23 protein-coding genes are annotated in these 18,491 nt (G+C 64.8%); 10 read left to right on the top strand and 13 right to left on the bottom strand.

From position 1 onward, the window contains the following. Window positions 1-57: 57 nt before the first annotated feature. Together GL300_RS00955 and GL300_RS00950 are read left to right on the top strand one after the other, a co-directional pair. The gene (locus GL300_RS00955) at window positions 58-753 is read left to right on the top strand and encodes a M48 family metallopeptidase (RefSeq protein WP_155037713.1); all 696 of its coding nucleotides are present in this window, start codon (window positions 58-60) and stop codon (window positions 751-753) included. Window positions 754-792: 39 nt separating this feature from the next. Continuing rightward, a complete protein-coding gene (locus GL300_RS00950; RefSeq protein ID WP_155037712.1) occupies window positions 793-1,443 on the top strand; it encodes a GntR family transcriptional regulator in 651 nt (216 codons plus the stop codon). A gap of 68 nt (window positions 1,444-1,511) precedes the next feature. Here GL300_RS00950 and GL300_RS00945 read toward each other — a convergent pair whose 3' ends face one another. The 4 genes from GL300_RS00945 to GL300_RS00930 all read right to left on the bottom strand — a co-directional run bounded on the left by GL300_RS00945 (window position 1,512) and on the right by GL300_RS00930 (window position 4,787). Further along, window positions 1,512-2,828: a homoserine dehydrogenase gene (locus GL300_RS00945; protein ID WP_155037711.1), complete on the bottom strand. Its 1,317-nt coding sequence runs from the start codon at window positions 2,826-2,828 to the stop codon at window positions 1,512-1,514. 66 nt (window positions 2,829-2,894) lie between these two features. Continuing rightward, window positions 2,895-3,428, bottom strand: a complete 534-nt coding sequence (locus GL300_RS00940) for a hypothetical protein (protein ID WP_155037710.1) — start codon at window positions 3,426-3,428, stop codon at window positions 2,895-2,897. Beyond that, window positions 3,416-4,240 carry a glycosyl transferase gene (locus GL300_RS00935; RefSeq protein ID WP_155037709.1) on the bottom strand — a complete coding sequence of 275 codons (825 nt, stop codon included), beginning with the start codon at window positions 4,238-4,240 and terminating at the stop codon, window positions 3,416-3,418. The genes GL300_RS00940 and GL300_RS00935 overlap by 13 nt, the downstream gene beginning before the upstream one ends. A 58-nt stretch (window positions 4,241-4,298) precedes the next feature. Next, on the bottom strand, window positions 4,299-4,787 hold the full coding sequence (locus tag GL300_RS00930) for a GNAT family N-acetyltransferase (protein ID WP_155037708.1): 489 nt from the start codon (window positions 4,785-4,787) through the stop codon (window positions 4,299-4,301). 146 nt (window positions 4,788-4,933) lie between these two features. Here GL300_RS00930 and GL300_RS00925 point away from each other — a divergent pair, with 146 nt between their 5' ends. After that, entirely contained in the window at window positions 4,934-5,452 is a 519-nt protein-coding gene (locus tag GL300_RS00925; protein ID WP_155037707.1) for a DUF4174 domain-containing protein, read from the top strand. Window positions 5,453-5,566: 114 nt separating this feature from the next. Next, window positions 5,567-5,752, top strand: coding sequence for a hypothetical protein (locus tag GL300_RS00920; protein WP_155037706.1), 186 nt, complete (start codon window positions 5,567-5,569; stop codon window positions 5,750-5,752). Here GL300_RS00920 and GL300_RS00915 read toward each other — a convergent pair. The 6 genes from GL300_RS00915 to GL300_RS00895 form a co-directional block, all read right to left on the bottom strand. Continuing rightward, complete coding sequence (locus GL300_RS00915; protein ID WP_155037705.1) at window positions 5,736-6,383, bottom strand: hypothetical protein; 648 nt, start codon at window positions 6,381-6,383, stop codon at window positions 5,736-5,738. The two genes, GL300_RS00920 and GL300_RS00915, sit on opposite strands and share 17 nt — an antisense overlap. Before the next feature lie 114 nt (window positions 6,384-6,497). Next, entirely contained in the window at window positions 6,498-6,710 is a 213-nt protein-coding gene (locus tag GL300_RS00910) for a hypothetical protein (protein WP_155037704.1), read from the bottom strand. 63 nt (window positions 6,711-6,773) lie between these two features. Next, window positions 6,774-7,019, bottom strand: coding sequence for a hypothetical protein (locus tag GL300_RS00905; RefSeq protein WP_155037703.1), 246 nt, complete (start codon window positions 7,017-7,019; stop codon window positions 6,774-6,776). A gap of 130 nt (window positions 7,020-7,149) precedes the next feature. Further along, a complete protein-coding gene (locus tag GL300_RS00900) occupies window positions 7,150-7,563 on the bottom strand; it encodes a hypothetical protein (protein ID WP_155037702.1) in 414 nt (137 codons plus the stop codon). A 93-nt stretch (window positions 7,564-7,656) separates the two neighbouring features. Continuing rightward, a complete protein-coding gene (locus GL300_RS27025; RefSeq protein ID WP_255524276.1) occupies window positions 7,657-7,791 on the bottom strand; it encodes a hypothetical protein in 135 nt (44 codons plus the stop codon). A gap of 187 nt (window positions 7,792-7,978) precedes the next feature. Then, on the bottom strand, window positions 7,979-8,623 hold the full coding sequence (locus GL300_RS00895) for a DUF6497 family protein (RefSeq protein WP_155037701.1): 645 nt from the start codon (window positions 8,621-8,623) through the stop codon (window positions 7,979-7,981). 228 nt (window positions 8,624-8,851) lie between these two features. Between GL300_RS00895 and alr the strand changes: the two genes are divergently transcribed. The 6 genes from alr to GL300_RS00865 all read left to right on the top strand — a co-directional run bounded on the left by alr (window position 8,852) and on the right by GL300_RS00865 (window position 14,043). Next, the gene (gene alr, locus GL300_RS00890; protein WP_246195053.1) at window positions 8,852-9,883 is read left to right on the top strand and encodes an alanine racemase; all 1,032 of its coding nucleotides are present in this window, start codon (window positions 8,852-8,854) and stop codon (window positions 9,881-9,883) included. Then, window positions 9,880-10,638, top strand: a complete 759-nt coding sequence (locus tag GL300_RS00885) for an MlaE family ABC transporter permease (RefSeq protein ID WP_343042870.1) — start codon at window positions 9,880-9,882, stop codon at window positions 10,636-10,638. The genes alr and GL300_RS00885 overlap by 4 nt, the downstream gene beginning before the upstream one ends. Further along, a complete protein-coding gene (locus GL300_RS00880; protein WP_155037700.1) occupies window positions 10,638-11,375 on the top strand; it encodes an ABC transporter ATP-binding protein in 738 nt (245 codons plus the stop codon). Before GL300_RS00885 ends, GL300_RS00880 begins: the two co-directional genes overlap by 1 nt. A gap of 118 nt (window positions 11,376-11,493) precedes the next feature. Further along, on the top strand, window positions 11,494-12,597 hold the full coding sequence (locus GL300_RS00875; RefSeq protein WP_155037699.1) for a PhoH family protein: 1,104 nt from the start codon (window positions 11,494-11,496) through the stop codon (window positions 12,595-12,597). Next, window positions 12,590-13,114, top strand: a complete 525-nt coding sequence (gene ybeY / locus GL300_RS00870; RefSeq protein ID WP_155037698.1) for an rRNA maturation RNase YbeY — start codon at window positions 12,590-12,592, stop codon at window positions 13,112-13,114. Before GL300_RS00875 ends, ybeY begins: the two co-directional genes overlap by 8 nt. Further along, on the top strand, window positions 13,111-14,043 hold the full coding sequence (locus GL300_RS00865; protein ID WP_155037697.1) for a CBS domain-containing protein: 933 nt from the start codon (window positions 13,111-13,113) through the stop codon (window positions 14,041-14,043). Before ybeY ends, GL300_RS00865 begins: the two co-directional genes overlap by 4 nt. Here the strand turns inward: GL300_RS00865 and GL300_RS00860 are convergent. From GL300_RS00860 to GL300_RS00850, 3 genes are all read right to left on the bottom strand, one after another. Further along, window positions 14,040-14,852 carry a GNAT family N-acetyltransferase gene (locus GL300_RS00860; RefSeq protein ID WP_155037696.1) on the bottom strand — a complete coding sequence of 271 codons (813 nt, stop codon included), beginning with the start codon at window positions 14,850-14,852 and terminating at the stop codon, window positions 14,040-14,042. The two genes, GL300_RS00865 and GL300_RS00860, sit on opposite strands and share 4 nt — an antisense overlap. 84 nt (window positions 14,853-14,936) lie before the next feature. Further along, window positions 14,937-17,108, bottom strand: coding sequence for a phosphoribosylformylglycinamidine synthase subunit PurL (gene purL / locus GL300_RS00855; protein WP_155037695.1), 2,172 nt, complete (start codon window positions 17,106-17,108; stop codon window positions 14,937-14,939). Window positions 17,109-17,456: 348 nt separating this feature from the next. Beyond that, a complete protein-coding gene (locus tag GL300_RS00850; protein WP_155037694.1) occupies window positions 17,457-18,359 on the bottom strand; it encodes a LysR family transcriptional regulator in 903 nt (300 codons plus the stop codon). Window positions 18,360-18,491: the final 132 nt, after the last annotated feature.

Below are 18,491 nucleotides of genomic sequence, written 5' to 3'. Positions count from 1 at the left end.
GCGCGGGCACCGGTCAAGGCGCAATAGGTAACGAGGGACAGTGGTAGGTTCAAGACCATGACGCAGCGGGACGAACGGATTTTGGTGGGCGGTGACATTCCGGTGCTACTGCGCCGCTCGTCGCGGGCGCGGCGGATGACATTGCGGGTGACGCGGGCCGAGGGGCAGGTGGTGCTGACCCTGCCCTTGCGCGCCAGCCTGAACGAGGGGCGGGCCTTTGCCGAATCCCGTGCCGAGTGGCTGCGCAGCGTCCGGGCCGAGATGCCGCCCCTGGCGCTTGTGCAGCCGGGCGCATTGCTGCCGGTCGAGGGCCTGCGCTATGAGATCACTCCCGCCGCCACCCGCGCCGTCCGCATCGAGGGCGACCGGTTGCTGGTCCCCAAGGGTCGCCCGGTCGGTACGGTCGTCGCGGCTTACCTGAAGCACCTTGCGCATTCCCGGCTGGTCCCGGCCTGCGACCGTCATGCCGCGCGGCTGGGGCGTTCCTTTCGCGCCATTGCGCTGCGCGACACGCGCTCGCGTTGGGGCAGTTGCACGCATGACGGGCGGTTGATGTTTTCATGGCGGCTGGCCATGGCCCCACGCGAGGTGCTGGACTATGTCGCCGCCCATGAGGTCGCGCATCTGGCGCATATGGATCATTCCCCCGCCTTTTGGGCCGCGACCGAGCGGCTGTATCCCGGCTGTCAGTTGCAGCGGGGCTGGTTGCGCCAGAACGGACACGAGATCCTTGCCTGGCGTTTCAGCGAATGACGCATTGACCTTGGCGCAGTTTGTGATCACAGGTGGCGCATGAGCATTTCTCCCACGCGAACCGCGGAAACCTCGGCGCATGAGCGGCTGTATCGCAGCCTGCGCGGCCGGATCATGCTGGGCGAATTGCCGCCCGGCCTTCCCTTGACGCTGCGCGGCATTGCGGCCGAGCATCGGGTCTCGATGACCCCCGCGCGTGAGGCGGTGCGACGACTGGTTGCTGAGGGCGCGCTGACGCTATCGTCCTCGGGGCGGATTTCGACGCCAGAGCTTTCTGTCGAACGGATCGAGGAACTGGCGGCCCTGCGTGCGCTGATCGAGCCGGAGCTGGCAACGCGCGCGCTGCCCCGCGCGCATCAGGCGCTGATCGACCGGCTGGCGCTGATCAATGCCTCGATCGGCGAGGCGGCCGAGGCGCATGATGCGGTGGGCTATATCCGCACCAATCTGGAATTTCACCGCACGCTTTACCTGCGCGCGCAGGCCCCGGCAATGCTGGCGATCCTTGAGACGGTCTGGCTGCAGCTGGGCCCGACCATGCGGGCGCTCTATGGCCGGGTGAAGCGGCAAGAGCCGCCGCGCCATCACCGGCTGATCCTGGCCTCGCTGCGGGCGGGGGATGAGCCGGGATTGCGGCTGGCAGTAAGGGCCGATGTGACACAGGGGCTGCGCCACCTGTCGCAAAGCTGACCGAGCCGATGTTACAGGGCTGTAAGATCAGCTGAAGACGCCCGCCATCTCTGGCGGGCGTCTTGATTTCAGACTTCCTCGATCCGCAGCTCGACCGGCTCTCCGGTGATGACGCCGGTCCGGGGCAGGGCCTCGATGGCAAGGTCGATGGCCTCGGGCGTGGTCTTGTGAGTGACGATCAGCACCGGGGCGATGCCCTCAAGGTCATGCTTGCCATATTGGCGCATGCGGTCGATCGAAATCCCGGCATCGCCCAGAACCGCCGCCACCTTGGCCAGTGCGCCCGGCTTGTCGGCCAGATGCAGACGGATGTAATAGGCGGCGGGAACGGCCGTGCGGGCCGCGATGGGCTTGGCCAACTGGCTGGCAGGCTGGGCAAAGGCGGGCATGCGCACGCCGCGCGCGATTTCCACGATGTCCGACATCACGGCGCTGGCGGTCGGGCCTTCGCCCGCACCGGCACCACGCAGCACGATCTGGCCGACCGAGTCGCCTTCGATCACCACCATGTTGGTGCCGCCTTGCAACTGGCCCAGCGGGCTGTCGGCGGGGACAAGGCAGGGCGACATGCGCTGTTCCAGCCCGCGCCCGGTCATCTGGGCGACGCCCAGTAGCTTGATGCGGTAGCCCATGTCGGCGGCGCGGCGGATGTCGTCGATGCTGACCCGCTCGATCCCCTCGATTTCGACCGCGTCGAAGGCCGGACGGGTGCCGAAGGCGATCGAGGACAGGATCGCCAGCTTGTGGCTGGCGTCGATGCCGCCCACGTCCAGCGTCGGGTCGGCCTCAAGATAGCCCAGTTGGCGGGCTTCTTCGAAGACGGTTTCATAGGGCAGGCCGGCATTCTCCATCCGGGTCAGGATGTAGTTGCAGGTGCCGTTCATCACGCCCATGACGCGGCGGATCTCGTTTCCGGCCAGCGACTCGGTCATGGTCTTGATCACCGGGATGCCACCGGCGACGGCGGCCTCGAAGCGCAGGACGCAGCCCTTGGCCTCGGCCAGCTCGGCCAGTTCCTGACCGTGGATGGCCAGCAGCGCCTTGTTGGCGGTGACGACATCCTTGCCCGCGTTCAGCGCGGCAGTCACGGCCTCGCGGGCGATGCCTTCGTCGCCGCCGACCAGTTCGACGAAAACGTCGACATCATCGCGCACGGCCAGCGCGCGGGCGTCGTTTTCCCAGCCATAGGCGGACAGGTCGACATCGCGGTTTTTCATGCGGTCGCGGGCGCTGACGGCGGTAATGGTGACCGGACGTCCGGCGCGGGCCGAGAGCAGATCGGCGTGCTTCTGGATGATCTTGACGGTGCCGGTACCGACCGTCCCAAGACCAGCGATGCCGAGACGAAGCGGAGAGGCGTTTTGCCCCGAGTTCTGGGCGGACATGTGAAGCTCTTTGCTATGGGTGAAGCGGTGTTACCGGATGGCGGTCGGGGTTGCAACGCAAGGCGCTCAACTCTCGTCGTCGCCCGCCCAGTATCCCAGAATGCCAGTGGCGCGCATGACGCGCAGGACCTCGGCCCCGATCCGCATCGTCTCTTCGCGGATGCGTGTCAGGTCCTCCAGCGACAGGTCCGGCTGATAGACCTCGCCCTTGGTGCTGACAAAGGCCGGGTGCCAACGCCCCGGGTCCTCGGTCGGTCGCCACGAGGCGTGGCACAGCAGGTTACGCTGATGCTTGATGCGGTTCAGGCGGTCGGTGATGCGGTCGCGGTCATGCAACCCGGGATGGCGTCGCATTGCGGCGTCCAGCTGGTCGATCAGCGTGCCCATCGAATCATCGGCCAGATGACCCATCCGCACCATCCATGACTGCAGTTGCTTATGGGTCAGGTCATCGGCCAGCCGCGCCTTATCCAAGGCAAAGATCGTGCGTTTGATGATCTCTTCAAGCCAGCCGAAACTGGCAACGCATTGCCCCAGACCCGCCGCGAAATCGGCGGGCAGGGGGTGATGGCTCTCGGGCGGGGCGCCTATTCGCGCCAAAGCTTCTCGACCCAGCCGACGGGGCGCAGGTAATGACGGACATGTTTGAACAGGCTTTCCCGGCGACGCCCGTCAAAGCCCGCACGCAGGTGATCCATCGGCGCACGGTGAGTGTCCTTGTGATCCCAGCGGCCCTCGATCGCGTCGGGCGGGTTGAGGTTGCCCGGAAAGATCACGATCCGCGTGTCCTTGGGGATGCGGGCCTCGCGGAAATAGTTCAGCGGGAAGTTCGGCACGCAATGCATGCGGAAATGTGCCAGCCAGCGCTTGGGCCAGAACTTCACCCCGCCCGGCGCATTGCGGGTAACGAAGCGCTGTTCATAGCGGTACTTGTCGGCGGCAGCCTGCGGATCGGCGCGAAAGATGTCCTGCAGCGGCTTCAGCTTGCCCACCCGCATCCGATAGACCGAGGTCTGGCCCATCTTTTCCAGCGGAGTATTCGGGTTCAGCCCGACGACGGTGTCATCCGGGTCGCCAAAGGTGAAGAAGTCGTCAAGGCTGCCGGTGACGATGACATCCAGATCCAGAAACAGCACCACCCCGGTCACATCGCCCAGATCGCCCCATAGCCGCGATTTCGGCCATTTGCCGCGGGTGTTGACCGGGGCCTGGTACTCGAATTCGGGCAGGGGGCGGATGGCGATGTCGGGGTGCAGCCCGGTCCCGTCATCGGTAAAACAGAACAGCCGGAAGGGCGGGGTGATGTTTCTTGCGATCATCCCGTGCAGCCGGTTCACATATTCAGGCCCGAATTTCGTGCCCCATTTGATGCAGATGATCTGCTTGACCGTGCCGTTGCGACCGTCGTTCATGCCGTCCTCGTCTTTTCGGGCGACTCTTTCACAGGCCCCGCATGCTGGCAAGGCAGGCTCACAGGATCTTCTGCAGCAGAACCAGATCCAGCCAACGCCCGAACTTGCGCCCGGATTGCGGCAGGCGGCCGACGGTCTCATAGCCAAGCGCCAGATGAAAGCTCACGCCCGCCTCGTTCTCGGCCGAGACTCCGGCCACCATCGTATGCGCGCCGCCCCTACGGGCATGGGCCTCGATCGCGGCCATCAGCGCCCGACCGACCCCGCGCCCGCGCGCCGCTTCGGACAGAATGATCGTATGCTCCATGGCGTGACGATAGCCATTGCCGCCCCGGAACTGGTCATAGGTCACCAGCCCCAGCACCTGCCCGGCATCATCGGCGACAAGGAACTCGCGCCCGGCATCGCGGCGGGTGGCGATCATTCGTCCCAACCCCTCCAGCGTCTTTTCCTCGGATGAAAAGGTCACGGTCGTTTCGCGGATCAGCGGGTTCCAGAATTCCAGAATTTCGGGCAGGTCCTCGGGCGTGGCGGGTCTGATCTGCATCTTGTCCTCATCGACGGGGCGCAAGCGCCGCGCAGTTTCTCCGTTTCACAAATACCCAATGCTCTGCGCGCCGACAAAGCCCCGATCGCAGTTTTCACGCAAGGGACGGGCTTTCCTGTATTCCTTCCCGCCCTATATTGAGAGGCATGAAGGCAAACGTGAAACGGCTGATCCTGATCGCATTCGTGCCGCTCATCATGGCGATGGGCGCAAGGACTGATGGGGCGCATCAGCCCTATGTCCGGGGCGAGGTTCCTGCGGCCCGCGACGGCTCGGGGGCGGCTGCGGGCACCGCGACCGAGGAGTTGCGTTTCCTGCCTGCGGCCGAGGCTGATCCGGCCGAATTCCTGTGGCAGGCCCGCCCGGTGGTGGTCTTTGCCGACACCGCCGCCAGCCCCGCCTATGTCGAGCAGATCGCGGCACTGCGCCGCGATGCCAATGCGCTGATCCTGCGCGATGTGGTGGTCATCATCGACACCGACCCCGCGGCGAACAGTATCTGGCGGCGACAGTTGCGCCCCGAGGGCTTTTCGCTGGTGCTGCTCGACAAGGATGGGCAGGTTAAGCAGCGCAAGCCCGCGCCCTGGTCCGCACGCGAGATCTCGCGCGCCATCGACAAGTTTCCGCTGCGCCTGCAGGAGATCGGCCGTGCGGCGATGCATTGAGCGACGCAAGAATTCCGTGCCGGTGCTTGCCAAGATCATTGAGTAATCCCCCCCGGCCCCCTATCTTGTAGACAGGACGCGCGATCCGCGCGCCCATGCCCCGAAGGAACCGCGATGGCGAAATCGACCTCACCGCGCAAGACCGAGACCCCCGCCGCTCCTGTCCGCAAACCCAGGGCCGAGCCTCGGGGCGAAACCTTTGTCGAACGTCTGGCCCGTGCGCGCACCGCCAATGAGATGAGCAGCATCATGGGCCTCAAACCGATTACGGGCCGTTCGGGTCCTAAGATCGCCTATTGAGCCTTTCCCGCAGCCCGGCCAGTTCGTCGGGCAGCGTGACGCGGACGCGATCGCGCGCCGCTTCTTCCTCTCGTTCCAGCAATTCCATCACCGCTGCCTCGCCGCCGAAAATGCTGGCGATCAGAAGGCGCATGGCTTCCTGCCCGGCATCGCGCGCGGCCTCGGTCATTTCCAGATAATCGGCGAACATGTCGGCAGCGCGGCTGGGATTGATCTCGATCTGTCGCTGCACGTCTCGGGCCATCGCCGCCATGACCGCGATCTGGCGATAATAGGTCACCACCGGGTCGATCACCCAATGCGGCAGGACATGCACTTCCTCAAGGATGGCGGAATAGATCCGGTCATTGGCCTCGGCGGCGGCCGGATGGATGTAGCCGCCCTCGCGCAGCTTCTGGATCAGCGCCTGCGCCTCGGCGGCGTCCACGCGCTGCATCTCAAGGCTGACGACATGGGCGCGGATTTCGGCCAGCAGGGCGCGCTGAACGTCATTGACCCGCTCGATGCGTAGGCCGCGTGCCCGGCGTCGGTTCAGCAGGTCATTGACCGGCCATGCCAGCACCGCCACCGCCGCCGCCACCAGCGACGCGACCACCGTGGGATTGAGCAGGGGTCCGACCCATTCCAGCATGTTCAGGCGACCTCAGGATTGGCATGACCGCGCATGAAAAAGCCGCCCCGGCGATTGGCCGGGGCGGCTGAAACTCGTTTGACCGAGGCGGCGTTCGCGACGGTCAACGCGTCCTTACTGGCAAAGCTTGACGTCGTTGCAGAGCGCACCGGCAGCAGCACCCGCCGCGGCACCGCCAAGGACGTTGTGGCCCGACAGGTCGGCGATAAGCGCGCCGGTACCCGCGCCGATAAGCGCGCGGTCGGTGTCGGTCGGGTTGATGCCTTGCGTGCAACCAGCCAGACCCATGAGGCCCAGACCGAGGACGAGAGCGAATTTCTTGGACATGCGAGTAGCTCCGATGAGGGGGCCGCGAATCCCGTCAGGGCGTCGCGGCCAGCCGTGAATTGATCAGTAGCGGCGCTGGCAGACGCCGGCGTCGTCGCAAAGCGCACCGCCAGCTGCACCGATGAGGGCGCCGGTCGCGACATTCTCGTCCAGCACCTTGGCGACGGCCGCACCGGCCAGAGCACCGCCAGCCGCACGCTGCGCGTCGGGCGAAAGGGTCGAACCGCCATAGGGGCTGGATTCGCAGGCGGCGAGACCAGCCACGAGCAGAACGGCGCCCGAAAGACGGAGGATGACGGATTTTTGCATAGCTCTTTGCCTGTATTATTGGCCCCTTGTGGGACCGTTTGGAAATAGGGTGCCGGCAATATTGCATGCCGGTATTTCCGAAGAAACTGACAACGATGTGAAAAAAACAAGCTACGCGGCAATCCGCTCATCACTCCTCGTCGTCATCCCAATCCTCGTCGTCACCCCATTCGATGTCGTCCCAGTTGAACTGGGTGGGTTGGGCGGCGAACAGCGCAGGAAAGGCGGCTTCGGCCTTTTTCATGTCGATGCGCAGGGGTTGCTCGTAATCGGTGGGGTCGAGCTTGCCGACCGCCACGACCTCTCGTCCGATCAGCCAGGACAGCCGTCCGGCGTCCAGATTGCCACGGACAAAGGTTTCCTCGCCAAAGCACTGGATCAGTGCGGCCATGAAGCCCTCATCGGCCTTGCGATCGGCAACCTTGCGGTCGCGGAAGCGTTCGCGCCGGACGATGGGCGTCGCGCCCTTCTTGTTGGCGCGGCGGATGACGAATTGGAAATCTGATCCGGGAAGACGGCCCGGAAAGCCGCGATGTTTCAACATGGCATGCCCCCTTCGTGAAATTTGGGTTCAGGCGGGATGCAGGGCAGTCGCGAATGTCGCGGGCCGCCAAGCAGCCCGCGCTCGGCAAGACGCTTAGTTGGCGCCGTATTTGCCCTGGTAGACCGGCTCGGTGGTGACCGGTGCCGGGGTGATGACTTCCGGTTCCTTCTTGGCGCAAGCGGCGGCGAGGCCAACGAGGATCAGGGCGAGTGCAAGCTTTTTCGACATGTTGTCGGGCTCCTGTATTGCGGGGTTCGCGCGGGGGCGGCCCCGACTGCTCGGGTTAGATTCGGCCGCCCTCTGCGACCGCGCGCAGACCATAACGGCCGGGGGCCTGATGGCACAGCCGAGTGGGAACCGCCAGTGCTGGGGGTGTCCCGGCTGTGGCAGGCATGCATCAGGGCGCAAAGGCCCGTCACCACGGCTCCCATTCGCATTCATCGCGGTCGGCGGGCAGGCGGAAGGCCTCGAACAATTGCAGCACTTCGGGGTCATACGCGCCGAAGGGGATGTCCTTGTCGGCGATGCTGATCATGATGACCTGCGGCCGCGGGGCGGGGCTGGCAACGCGGGGCAGAACCCAGTTCTGGCACAGCCAGACCACATCGTCATGCAGCGGGTCCTGCGCCAGCACATCGGGCGCGGCGGGCAGGGCGGGTTCCTCAAGCATGTTGTCGGCCTCGACCTCGGCCGCCTCATCGCCCTCGACCGGGGTCATGTCCAGCTGGTCGGCATCGATCATGCCGTCATCGCCTTCGACCGTGCCGGATTCGGTGTCGATCTCGATCGGGCCGCGATCGCCGCTGTCCTCGCCATCCAGTCCCGGTTCGCTGGCCGGGCCGGTGGTCGAGGGCACACGCTTGGCCAGATCGGTCATCAGGAAGCGGAAGCGATAGGTCAGCCCCGAGCCGCCGGAATTGTCATGCACGGTTTCCAGCCAGCGCAGCTCTGCCCCCGATGGCAGCTGGATCACCTTGTCCGGCCCGTCCGTTCCGGCGGCGGCTGCCGGAATGGCCAGCGTCGCAAGTGCTACGCCGAACGCGGTGGAACGTGCCTTCATGTCATCCCTCGGAGTGTTTTTGTTCTCTGGGCCGATATTATCGTGCCTTTTCCACGGATTGACCAGATTCTTGCTGCATGCGCGAAGCAATTGGCCGCTGGATGGTTGCCTTGGATGCAGTTTACGGCCAGCCGGGTGCTGCGGAAAGAAAAAATCCCGTTAGTTGCGTTTCCCGCAGTGCTGCTGCCCGCCCTTGCAAAGAGCTTGACGAAAGAAAAGGCGCGGGGCATGGCGTTGCGCATGGGACTTGTCATCGAACTCGCGGCCGTTCAGGCCAATTGGAAGGCCCTTGCGGAGCGCGCCCCTGGCGCGCGCGCCGGGGCGGTGGTCAAGGCGGATGCCTATGGCCTTGGTGCCGAACGTGTCGCGCCTGCCCTTTATGAGGCTGGCGCACGCGACTTCTTCGTGGCCTTGGCCGCGGAGGGCCGGGCGATACGCCCGCATCTGCCGGACGACGCGCAGATATTCGTGCTTTCGGGCCATATGGAGGGCGAGGACCTGACCGGTCTGGTGCCGCTTCTGAACAGCCCCGAGCAGTTCTTCCGCGACCGCGCTTTGCGCCCGCGCGGACCCTTTGGCATCCAGCTGGATAGCGGCATGAACCGGCTGGGGCTGGAACCTGGCGAATGGGCCGCGATCCGCTCCGAGGCTCTGGCTGCCGGGCCGCGCCTGATTTCGTCGCATCTGGCCTGCGCCGATGAGCCGGACCACCCCGCCAATGCCGCGCAACTGGCCGCATTCCGGGCCATGACCGAGGGCGTCAGCGCCCCCCGTTCGCTGGCTGCGACCGGCGGCATCCTGCTGGGGCCGGATTTCCATTTCGACATCGTGCGGCCGGGCGTCGGCATGTATGGCGGCCTACCCTTTGCCGAGGCGCGCCCCGTCGTCACCCTGTCGCTGCCGCTGATCCAGACCCGCGAGGTCAGGCCCGGCGAGTCGGTCGGTTACGGCTATAACTGGACCGCACAGCGCACATCGCGCGTGGCGACGGTTGCTGCGGGCTATGCCGATGGTCTGGCCCGCGCGCTGGCCCGTCACGGAGAGTTGAAGCTGTGGTCGGGTGACCGCGCCTGCCCGGTGATTGGTCGCATCTCGATGGACCTGATCACCGTGGACGTCACCGATCTGCCGGATGTGCCCAAGGAGCTTGAGATCCTGAACGCGCGTCAGGGTGTCGATATGTTGGCGGATCTGTCCGGCACCATCGGCTACGAGATCCTGACCTCGCTGGGACCGCGCTTTACCCGGACCTATCGGTGAGACCAATCCGCCTGATCGGTCGGGCAGGGATCGCGCTGACCCGGACGATCGGGCGCGTGGGCATCTTTGCCGCGCGCGGACTGACGCGGGCCGGGGCGCATCCCTCGGAACTGGCACGGCAGATGCTGCATATCGGCTGGCTGTCGCTGCCGGTGGTCGGGCTGACCGCGCTGTTCACTGGCGCGGCTTTGGCCTTGCAGATCCATTCCGGCGGTGAGCGTTTTCAGGCGGGCGACGTGGTTCCGGCCATCGTCGCCATCGGCATGGCCCGAGAGCTTGGCCCTGTTCTGGGCGGGCTGATGGTCGCGGCCCGTGTGGCCAGCGCCATCGCCGCCGAGCTGGGCACCATGCGCGTGACCGAACAGATCGATGCGCTGGTCACGCTGTCCACCGATCCGGTGGGCTGGCTGGTCTCACCCCGGATCTGGGCCGCGATCCTGTGCCTGCCGGTGCTGGTCGGCGTCGGAGACATCATCGGCATCATGGGCGGCTGGCTGATCGGGGTGAATGCGCTGGGGTTCAACTCGGCCACCTATCTTTCCAACAGCTGGGCCTATCTTGAGGGCTGGGACGTGGGTTCGGGTCTGATCAAGGGCGCGTTCTTTGGCTTTGTCGTGGCGCTGTCCGGCTGCTGGTTCGGGATGAGCGCCGGGAACGGCGCCGCAGGTGTCGGGCGGGCGACCACCAATGCGGTCGTCGCGGCCTCGGTCGGGATTCTGGCGGTGAACTTCCTGCTGACGGGGCTGTTCTTCTGATGATCGAAGTGCGCGGCCTGACGAAAAGCTTTGGTCCCAAGCAGGTGCTGGACGGGGTCGATCTGTCCTTGTCCGAGGGCGAAAGCCTTGTCGTGATCGGCGGTTCCGGGACCGGAAAGTCGGTGCTGCTGCGCTGCATCCTTGGGCTTGAGGCCCCGGATGCCGGGCAGATCCTGTGGCGGGGGCGTCCGCTGGCCGATCAGCGCGCGGAATTCATGGACGGGTTCGGGATGCTGTTCCAGAACGCCGCCCTGTTCGACAGCCTGCCGGTCTGGCGCAACGTCGCCTTCCGCCTGCTGCGGACCATGCCATCGGCGCGCGCCCGCGATATCGCCGTGGAAAAGCTGGCCCGCGTCGGTCTTGGCCCCGAGGTTGCCGATCTTTACCCGGCCGAACTGTCCGGCGGCATGCGCAAGCGCGCCGGTCTGGCCCGCGCCATTGCCGCCGACCCCAAGGTGATTTTTTTTGATGAGCCGACGACCGGGCTGGACCCGATCCGCGCCGCCGCCATCAACGCGCTGATCCGCGGCATCGTTGATGAGACCGGGGCCAGCGCCATCACCATCACCCATGACATGACCTCGGTGCGCGCGATCGGGGACCGGCTGGCGCTGCTGGATCGCGGGCAGGTGCGCTGGCAGGGCCCGGTGTCACAGATGGATCACGCGCAAGATGAATATCTGCAGGATTTCATCGCAGGCCGCGCACGGCCGATGGGGTCGCATCCTGCCGGATGACTGCATATATATGCGACAGAGCCTGCGTAAAAGCACATCACACAACCCGCAGGCCTTGTGCGAATCCCGCGCAGTTGCGACCATGAACCTGTACTTCTCGACCTGACCGGAGACGAATTTGGGTCTTTCCCCGACTGCCCCCGCGACCACGACTGCTGGCGAAATCCTGCTGGAGTTCCACGACAACAGGCTGCTGATCGATCTTTGCGGCCCTCATGACCGCCATCTGGCGCGCATCGAGGAAGCGCTCAAGGTCCATATCCTTCGCCGCGGCAATCTTCTTTCCGTTGTCGGTCCCGCCGACGCCCAGGCCGAGGCCGCGCAGGTTCTGCGCGGGCTTTATGCCCGGCTGGAGCAGGGCCGCCATGTCGAGCTGCCAGAAATTGAGGCGGCCTTGCGCATGGGTGTCGAGCAGGCACAGGAAACCCTGTCCCCTGCCGAGCAGCTGGAAATGTTCCAGACCGGCCATGTCGAGTTGCGCACGCGCAAGAAGACGGTCGAGCCGCGCACCGAGGCGCAAAAGGAATATGTCCGCAACCTGTTCGCCAACGAACTGGCCTTTGGCATAGGCCCGGCGGGCACCGGCAAGACCTATCTGGCCGTTGCCGTCGGCGTGACCATGCTGATCGGCGGCCATGTCGACAAGATCATCCTGTCGCGCCCCGCCGTCGAGGCGGGCGAGCGTCTGGGCTTCCTGCCCGGCGACATGAAGGAAAAAGTCGATCCCTACATGCAGCCGCTTTACGACGCGCTGAACGACTTCCTGCCCAGCAAGCAGATGCAGAAGCTGATGGAGGAAAAGCGCATCGAGATCGCGCCGCTGGCCTTCATGCGCGGGCGGACGCTGGCCAATGCCTTTGTCGTTCTGGATGAGGCGCAGAACGCCACCACCATGCAGATGAAGATGTTCCTGACCCGTCTGGGTGAGGGCTCGCGCATGGTCATCACCGGCGACCGCACCCAGATCGACCTGCCGCGCGGCGTTCATTCCGGCCTGACCGACGCCGAGAAGATCCTGAAGGACGTGAAGGGCATCAGCTTCAGCTACTTCACCGCCAAGGACGTGGTGCGTCACCCGCTGGTCGCCCGCATCATCGAGGCCTATGACACCGAAGCCGAATTGGCGCTTGCCCGTGGCGAACCGGTGGACGACCGTGGCCAGCGCATCCCGCGCCGCGAGCCGCGCTTCATTGCCACCGCTGGGGGCCAAAGCGATGCGTGAGCCCTTCGAGGACGAAGTCGAAGAAATGGGCATCATCGATCTGGTGATCGAGGATGAACGCTGGGAAGACGCCGACCTGATGGGCATGGCCGAACGCGCCGCCCATGCGGTCGGCGAATGGCTGGGGCTTGAGCAGTTTCAGGTCGTGGTCATGGGCTGCGACGACCAGCGCATCGCCGGTCTGAATGCCGAGTTCCGCGACAAGCCCCGGCCGACCAATGTCCTCAGCTGGCCCGCGATGGAGTTCGAGGAACGCGAGCCGGGTGAAGCGCCCGAACTGCCTGAAATCGAGGAGCTTGGCGACATCGCCATCTCCTACGATACCTGCTGGCGCGAGGCCGAGGCGCAGGGCAAACCCTTTGCCGATCATGCCACACATCTGCTTGTGCATGCGATCCTGCATCTTGCCGGTTACGATCATATCGACGATCAGGATGCCGAAACCATGGAAGATGCTGAACGCGCGATCCTGAGCAAGCTCGGCATCCCCGATCCCTATCTGGAAATGGAAACATGAATAACGACCGAAGTCCCGACACCCCCGTCTCGGCCGAGCCCGCCTCTTGGGCGGATGGAGTCGGAGGGGACGGGCGGGATCTTCCGCAATCGCGCGGCTTTCTGGGCCGCATCCTTGGCGCGTTCGGCGGCGGCGACAGCGAGGCCGAGACGCCTGCTGAAAAGGCCACGGCAAACAATGCACCCAGCAAGTCCGGGCTGGGCATGGTCAATCTGCGCCGGATGCGCGTCGATGACGTGGCCGTTCCCAAGGCCGAGATCGTCGCGGTTCCGGTCAGCACCCCCTTGCCCGAACTGGTCGAGATATTCCGTGAGCATGGTTTCTCACGCGTGCCGGTGTTCAAGGGCACGCTGGACAGTCCGCTGGGGCTGATCCACCTGAAAGATCTGGCGCTGAAATACGGCTTTGGTGCCGAAGCTCCGACCAAGTTCAATCTGCGGCCGCTGCTGCGCCCGTTGCTTTACGTGCCGCCGTCAATGCCGATCGGCGTGCTGTTGCAGCAGATGCAGCAAAAGCGCATCCACATGGCCATGGTCATTGACGAATATGGCGGGGTGGACGGCGTCGTCACCATCGAGGACCTGATCGAACAGGTCATCGGTGAGATCGAGGACGAGCATGACGAAATCGAAGGCGGCATGCTGATGGCCGAAAAGCCCGGCCAATGGCTGGTTCAGGCCCGCACGCCGCTAGAGGATGTCGAGGCCGAAACCGGGCTGCGGCTGGCCTCGGACGAAGAGGAAATTGACACGCTGGGCGGGCTGATATTCATGCTGACCGGCCGGGTTCCGGTCCGGGGCGAGGTCATTCCCCATAACAGCGGCGTCGAGTTCGAAATAGTCGATGCCGATCCGCGCCGGGTGAAGCGGGTGCGGCTGCGCCAGATTCAACCGGTGCAGCCTGCCGAGACGACCCCGGACGCCGGTTAAAGCGCCGCGAAAGCGGGGGCATGGGTGATGGCGCTGCCTTTGGGCAGCGCCGGACCCAGCGCCATCAGATGCGGACCAGCATAGGGTGAAGCAAGGTCTGCGGGCTTGAAGCCGAAGCGGCTGTAATAGGCCGGATCGCCCAGAACCACGATCGTATGGCCGGGAACGGCGTCCAGCGCCGCGCGGATCAGCGCGTCGCCGATCCCACGCTTTTGTGCCGCCGGGTGCACGGCAACCGGGGCCAGTGCCAAGGCCGAGCCTTCGGCCTGCAGCGGCGACAGCGCGACATGGCCGATGATGCTGCCACCTGCTTCCGCGACAAAGGACAGGGTCAGATCGTCCTGATCGCGCAGCATCTCAACCAACCGCGCCTCATCCTGCCCGCCAAAGGCGAGCCGCAGCAGGGCCGAGATCGCGGCGGCTTCCTGCGGATGCTCGGGGCGGATGCGGGGCAGGACCTCGACCCGGTCAAAGGCGCGGGCGATGTCCTTGCTGCGCTGCCCCCATTCGCTGGCCTTGGTGCGGGCCTGATGGGCGGCAAAGGCCTCGGCATCGGCGAAAAGCTCATCCAGACGCCAGATCAGCGGGTCCTCGGTCTGCGACAGGTCAAAGCGCAGATTGCCGGGTTCGGCGCGGCTGAGGGCGACATGATCGGGCAGCAGGTCCAGCGCCAGCATCATCTGGCTGATGTCCGCGCAGGTCAGATGGCCCGACAACGCGATCAGCGGTTGGGTCAGGGGGATCTCGGTCCCGCCCAATGCGGCGTCGTGATGGTGATGATGGTGATGTCCGCAGGCGCAGCCGCTCATGTCAGGTTGTCCTTTCATTTGCGGGCAAGCTAGCAGGGATTGCGGCAAAGAAAAGGCCGGGCGCTTGGCCCGGCCTTTGTTCGTTCAGGCGATGCCGAGGTTCAGGGTCTCGACAAAGGCGCTGCGATAGAGCGCCGACAGCTCGGCCAGCGCGGCTGCATCGCCGCCAAGGCTGACGCTTTCGCCGCCGAACCCGCCGACCTTGGCGACCGGAACGCCTGCGCTTGCGGCGGCCTCCAGCAGCTTCGCGGCATTGGTCGCCGAGCAGGCGACGAGGTAACGGGCCTGATCCTCACCGAAAAGCTGCGCGATGTCGGCTTGCTCCAGCGTGACGCCCAGACCGGCGGCCTCGGCCATCTCGAATGCGGCCAAGGCAAGCCCGCCATCCGACAGGTCGGTCGCAGCCGAGAACAGCTTGCGATTGGCGCGCAGGAACTCGCCATGCTTGCGCTCGGCGGCCAGATCGACATGCGGGGCGTCGCCGGCGTCGATGCCGAAGGCTTCGGCAGCCAGAGCCGACTGGCCGAGATGGCCTTGGGTCGTGCCGATGACCAGCGCCACGTCGCCATCGACGGGCAGACCTGCGATCAGATCGTCCAGATGCGCGATCAGGCCGACGCCACCGATGGTGGGCGTGGGCAGGATGCCCTTGCCGTCGGTCTCGTTGTAAAGCGAGACGTTGCCCGAGACGATCGGGAAGTCCAGCGCGGCGCAGGCCTCGCCGATGCCTTTGACCGCGCCGACCAGCTGGCCCATGATCTCGGGCTTTTCGGGATTGCCGAAGTTCAGGTTGTCGGTGGTGGCCAAGGGCAGCGCGCCGCAGGCGGTCAGGTTGCGGTAAGCCTCGGCCACGGCCTGCTTGCCGCCCTCATAGGGGTTGGCCTTGACGTAGCGGGGCGTCACGTCGCTGGTGAAGGCCAGCGCCTTGTCGGTGCCATGGACGCGGACGACGCCAGCGCCCAGACCGGGGCGGCGCACGGTATCGGCGCCGACCTGCGTGTCATACTGCTCCCAGACCCAGCCCTTATGGGCGTAGTTGGGCGAACCGAGCAGGGCTTTCAGCGCCGCGATGGGGGTGATCGCGGGCAAAGCGGGCAGAGCCTCGGCTGCGGGCGTTTCCACCCACGGACGGTCATATTCCGGCGCGCTGGAGGACAGTTTCGACAGCGGCAGGTCGGCCTTGACCTGATTGTGGTGCAGGATCAGGAAGCGGTCCTCGGCAATGGTTTCGCCGACAATGGCGAAGTCGAGGTCCCATTTCACGAAGATGGCGCGGGCTTCTGCCTCTTTCTCGGGCTTCAGCACCATGAGCATCCGCTCTTGGCTTTCCGAGAGCATCATTTCGTAAGCCGTCATATGCGCTTCGCGCTGCGGCACGTTTTCAAGGTTCAGCTTGATGCCAAGGCCGCCCTTGTCGCCCATTTCCACGGCCGAGCAGGTCAGACCCGCCGCGCCCATGTCCTGAATGGAAATGACGCTGTCGGTCTGCATCAGTTCAAGGCAGGCTTCCAGCAGGCATTTCTCGGTGAAGGGGTCGCCGACCTGAACGGTGGGGCGCTTTTCCTCGATCGTGTCGTCGAACTCGGCCGAGGCCATGGTCGCGCCGCCGACGCCGTCGCGGCCGGTCTTGGCACCCAGATAGACGACGGGCATCCCGACGCCCGAGGCCGCCGAGTAGAAGATCTTGTCGGCATCGGCCAGACCCGCCGCAAAGGCGTTCACAAGGCAGTTGCCGTCATACGACTGGTGAAAGCGGACTTCGCCGCCGACATTCGGCACGCCGAAGGCATTGCCGTAAGCGCCGATGCCCTCGACCACGCCCTTGACCAGATGTGCGGTCTTGGGGTGCTGGGGACGGCCGAAGGACAGCGCGTCCATCGCGGCGATCGGGCGCGCGCCCATGGTGAAGACATCGCGCAGGATGCCGCCGACGCCGGTCGCAGCACCTTGGTGCGGCTCGATATAGGAGGGGTGGTTGTGGCTTTCCATCTTGAAGACCACGGCCTGACCGTCGCCGATATCGACGACGCCGGCGTTTTCGCCGGGGCCGCAGATGACCTGCGGGCCGGTGGTCGGCAGGGTACGCAGCCATTTCTTGGACGACTTATACGAGCAATGCTCGTTCCACATCGCCGAGAAAATGCCCAGCTCGGTGAAAGTCGGCTCGCGTCCGATGATCCCCAGGATGCGCTGATATTCGTCAGGCTTCAGGCCATGCGCGGCAATCAGGTCTTCGGTGATCTGCGGTTCATCCATATTCGAGCCCTTTCCCCGGATTTGGGGCCTTTTATGCGGGGACGGGCAATTAGGAAAGGGGCCGCGCGCGCGTAGGCGGACGGGGCTGCCGAAACCGGGATCAGACCGCATTGTCGGGACCGGGCTGTCGGGCAAAAAAAAGCCGGGCATAAAGCCCGGCCTAAGTCCAACAGGGAGGTTGAAGTTGATGAGAGTTTCCTCAAATCATCCCCTTCGACGCCTCAGATATGTGCAGTTTGCGAACCGTTCAAGGATGAAAGCGCAAACTTAGGACATGTCGGATATGCGCCTGTGGCATGGCTTTCGCGGATAGGGGAATCCTTACCATACAAGTGTAGTGGAAACGGATCAGTTGTCCGTTTCCGCCTGCAATTTGCGGATCGACTGGATTTCCTCGAGCACGAAATCGCGGAAAGCACTGACCCGGCGCGAGGTGCGCAACTCCTCGGGGAAGGCGAGGAAGACCGGGACCTCGCCGGATTCGATTTCCGGTAGCACGCGGGTCAGCTGCGGGAAGTCCGCGGTCAGGTAATCGGGCAGCACACCAATGCCGACATGGTTCAGCACGCCCTGCAGCACGCCGAAATAGTTATTCACCATCAGCATCGAGGTCATGTTGTGCGTGAGCAGCGTCTGCACCAGCACCGCGCCCGAGCTGACCTGCGGGGTCTGCGGGCTTTGGCAGATCAGGCGATGCGGGCGCAATTCCTCGAAGGATTGCGGCGTTCCGTGCCGCTCAAGATATTCCGGCGTCGCATAAAGCCGCATGCGGATGTTCAGCAGCCGGCGCCGGATCAGGTCCTGCTGCGCGGGTTCCTTCATGCGGATGGCCACGTCTGCCTCGCGCATGGGCAGGTCGAGGACGCGCTCTTCCAGCATCAGGTCGATCTTCAGGTCGGGATAGCGTTCGTAAAGCTTGGCCAGACGCGGCACCAGCCACATGGTCCCGAAGCCGGTGGTGGTGGTCACCTTCAACTCACCAAAGACCTCTTCCTCGCTGTCCTTGATTCGCGCGGCAGTTGTGTCAAGCTTGCGCACCATCGAGGAGGTTGCCTCGAACAGCAATTCGCCCTGTTCGGTCAGGATCAGGCCGCGGGCATGGCGGTGAAACAGCGTGGTTCCCAGTGAATCCTCAAGCGCGCGGATCTGACGGCTGACGGCGGATTGGGACAGATGAAGCACGTCGCCCGCATGGGTCAGCGACCCAGCATCCGCGACGGCGTGAAAGATTCTCAGCTTGTCCCAGTCCATGATCCAGCTTTCTTGTGGCAGCAGCCATGCAATTTTCGCAACGCTTACCACATAGGTGCAATGGGACAATATGCACCCCCATGCAGAAAAATTCTTTATCGGTCAGTTTTGCTGACCTATAGTGCACTAAGA

It is taken from the genome of Paracoccus litorisediminis, assembly GCF_009711205.1.
In the GTDB taxonomy this organism is placed as follows: domain Bacteria; phylum Pseudomonadota; class Alphaproteobacteria; order Rhodobacterales; family Rhodobacteraceae; genus Paracoccus; species Paracoccus litorisediminis.
This window is presented reverse-complemented; position numbering and strand designations above follow the sequence as displayed.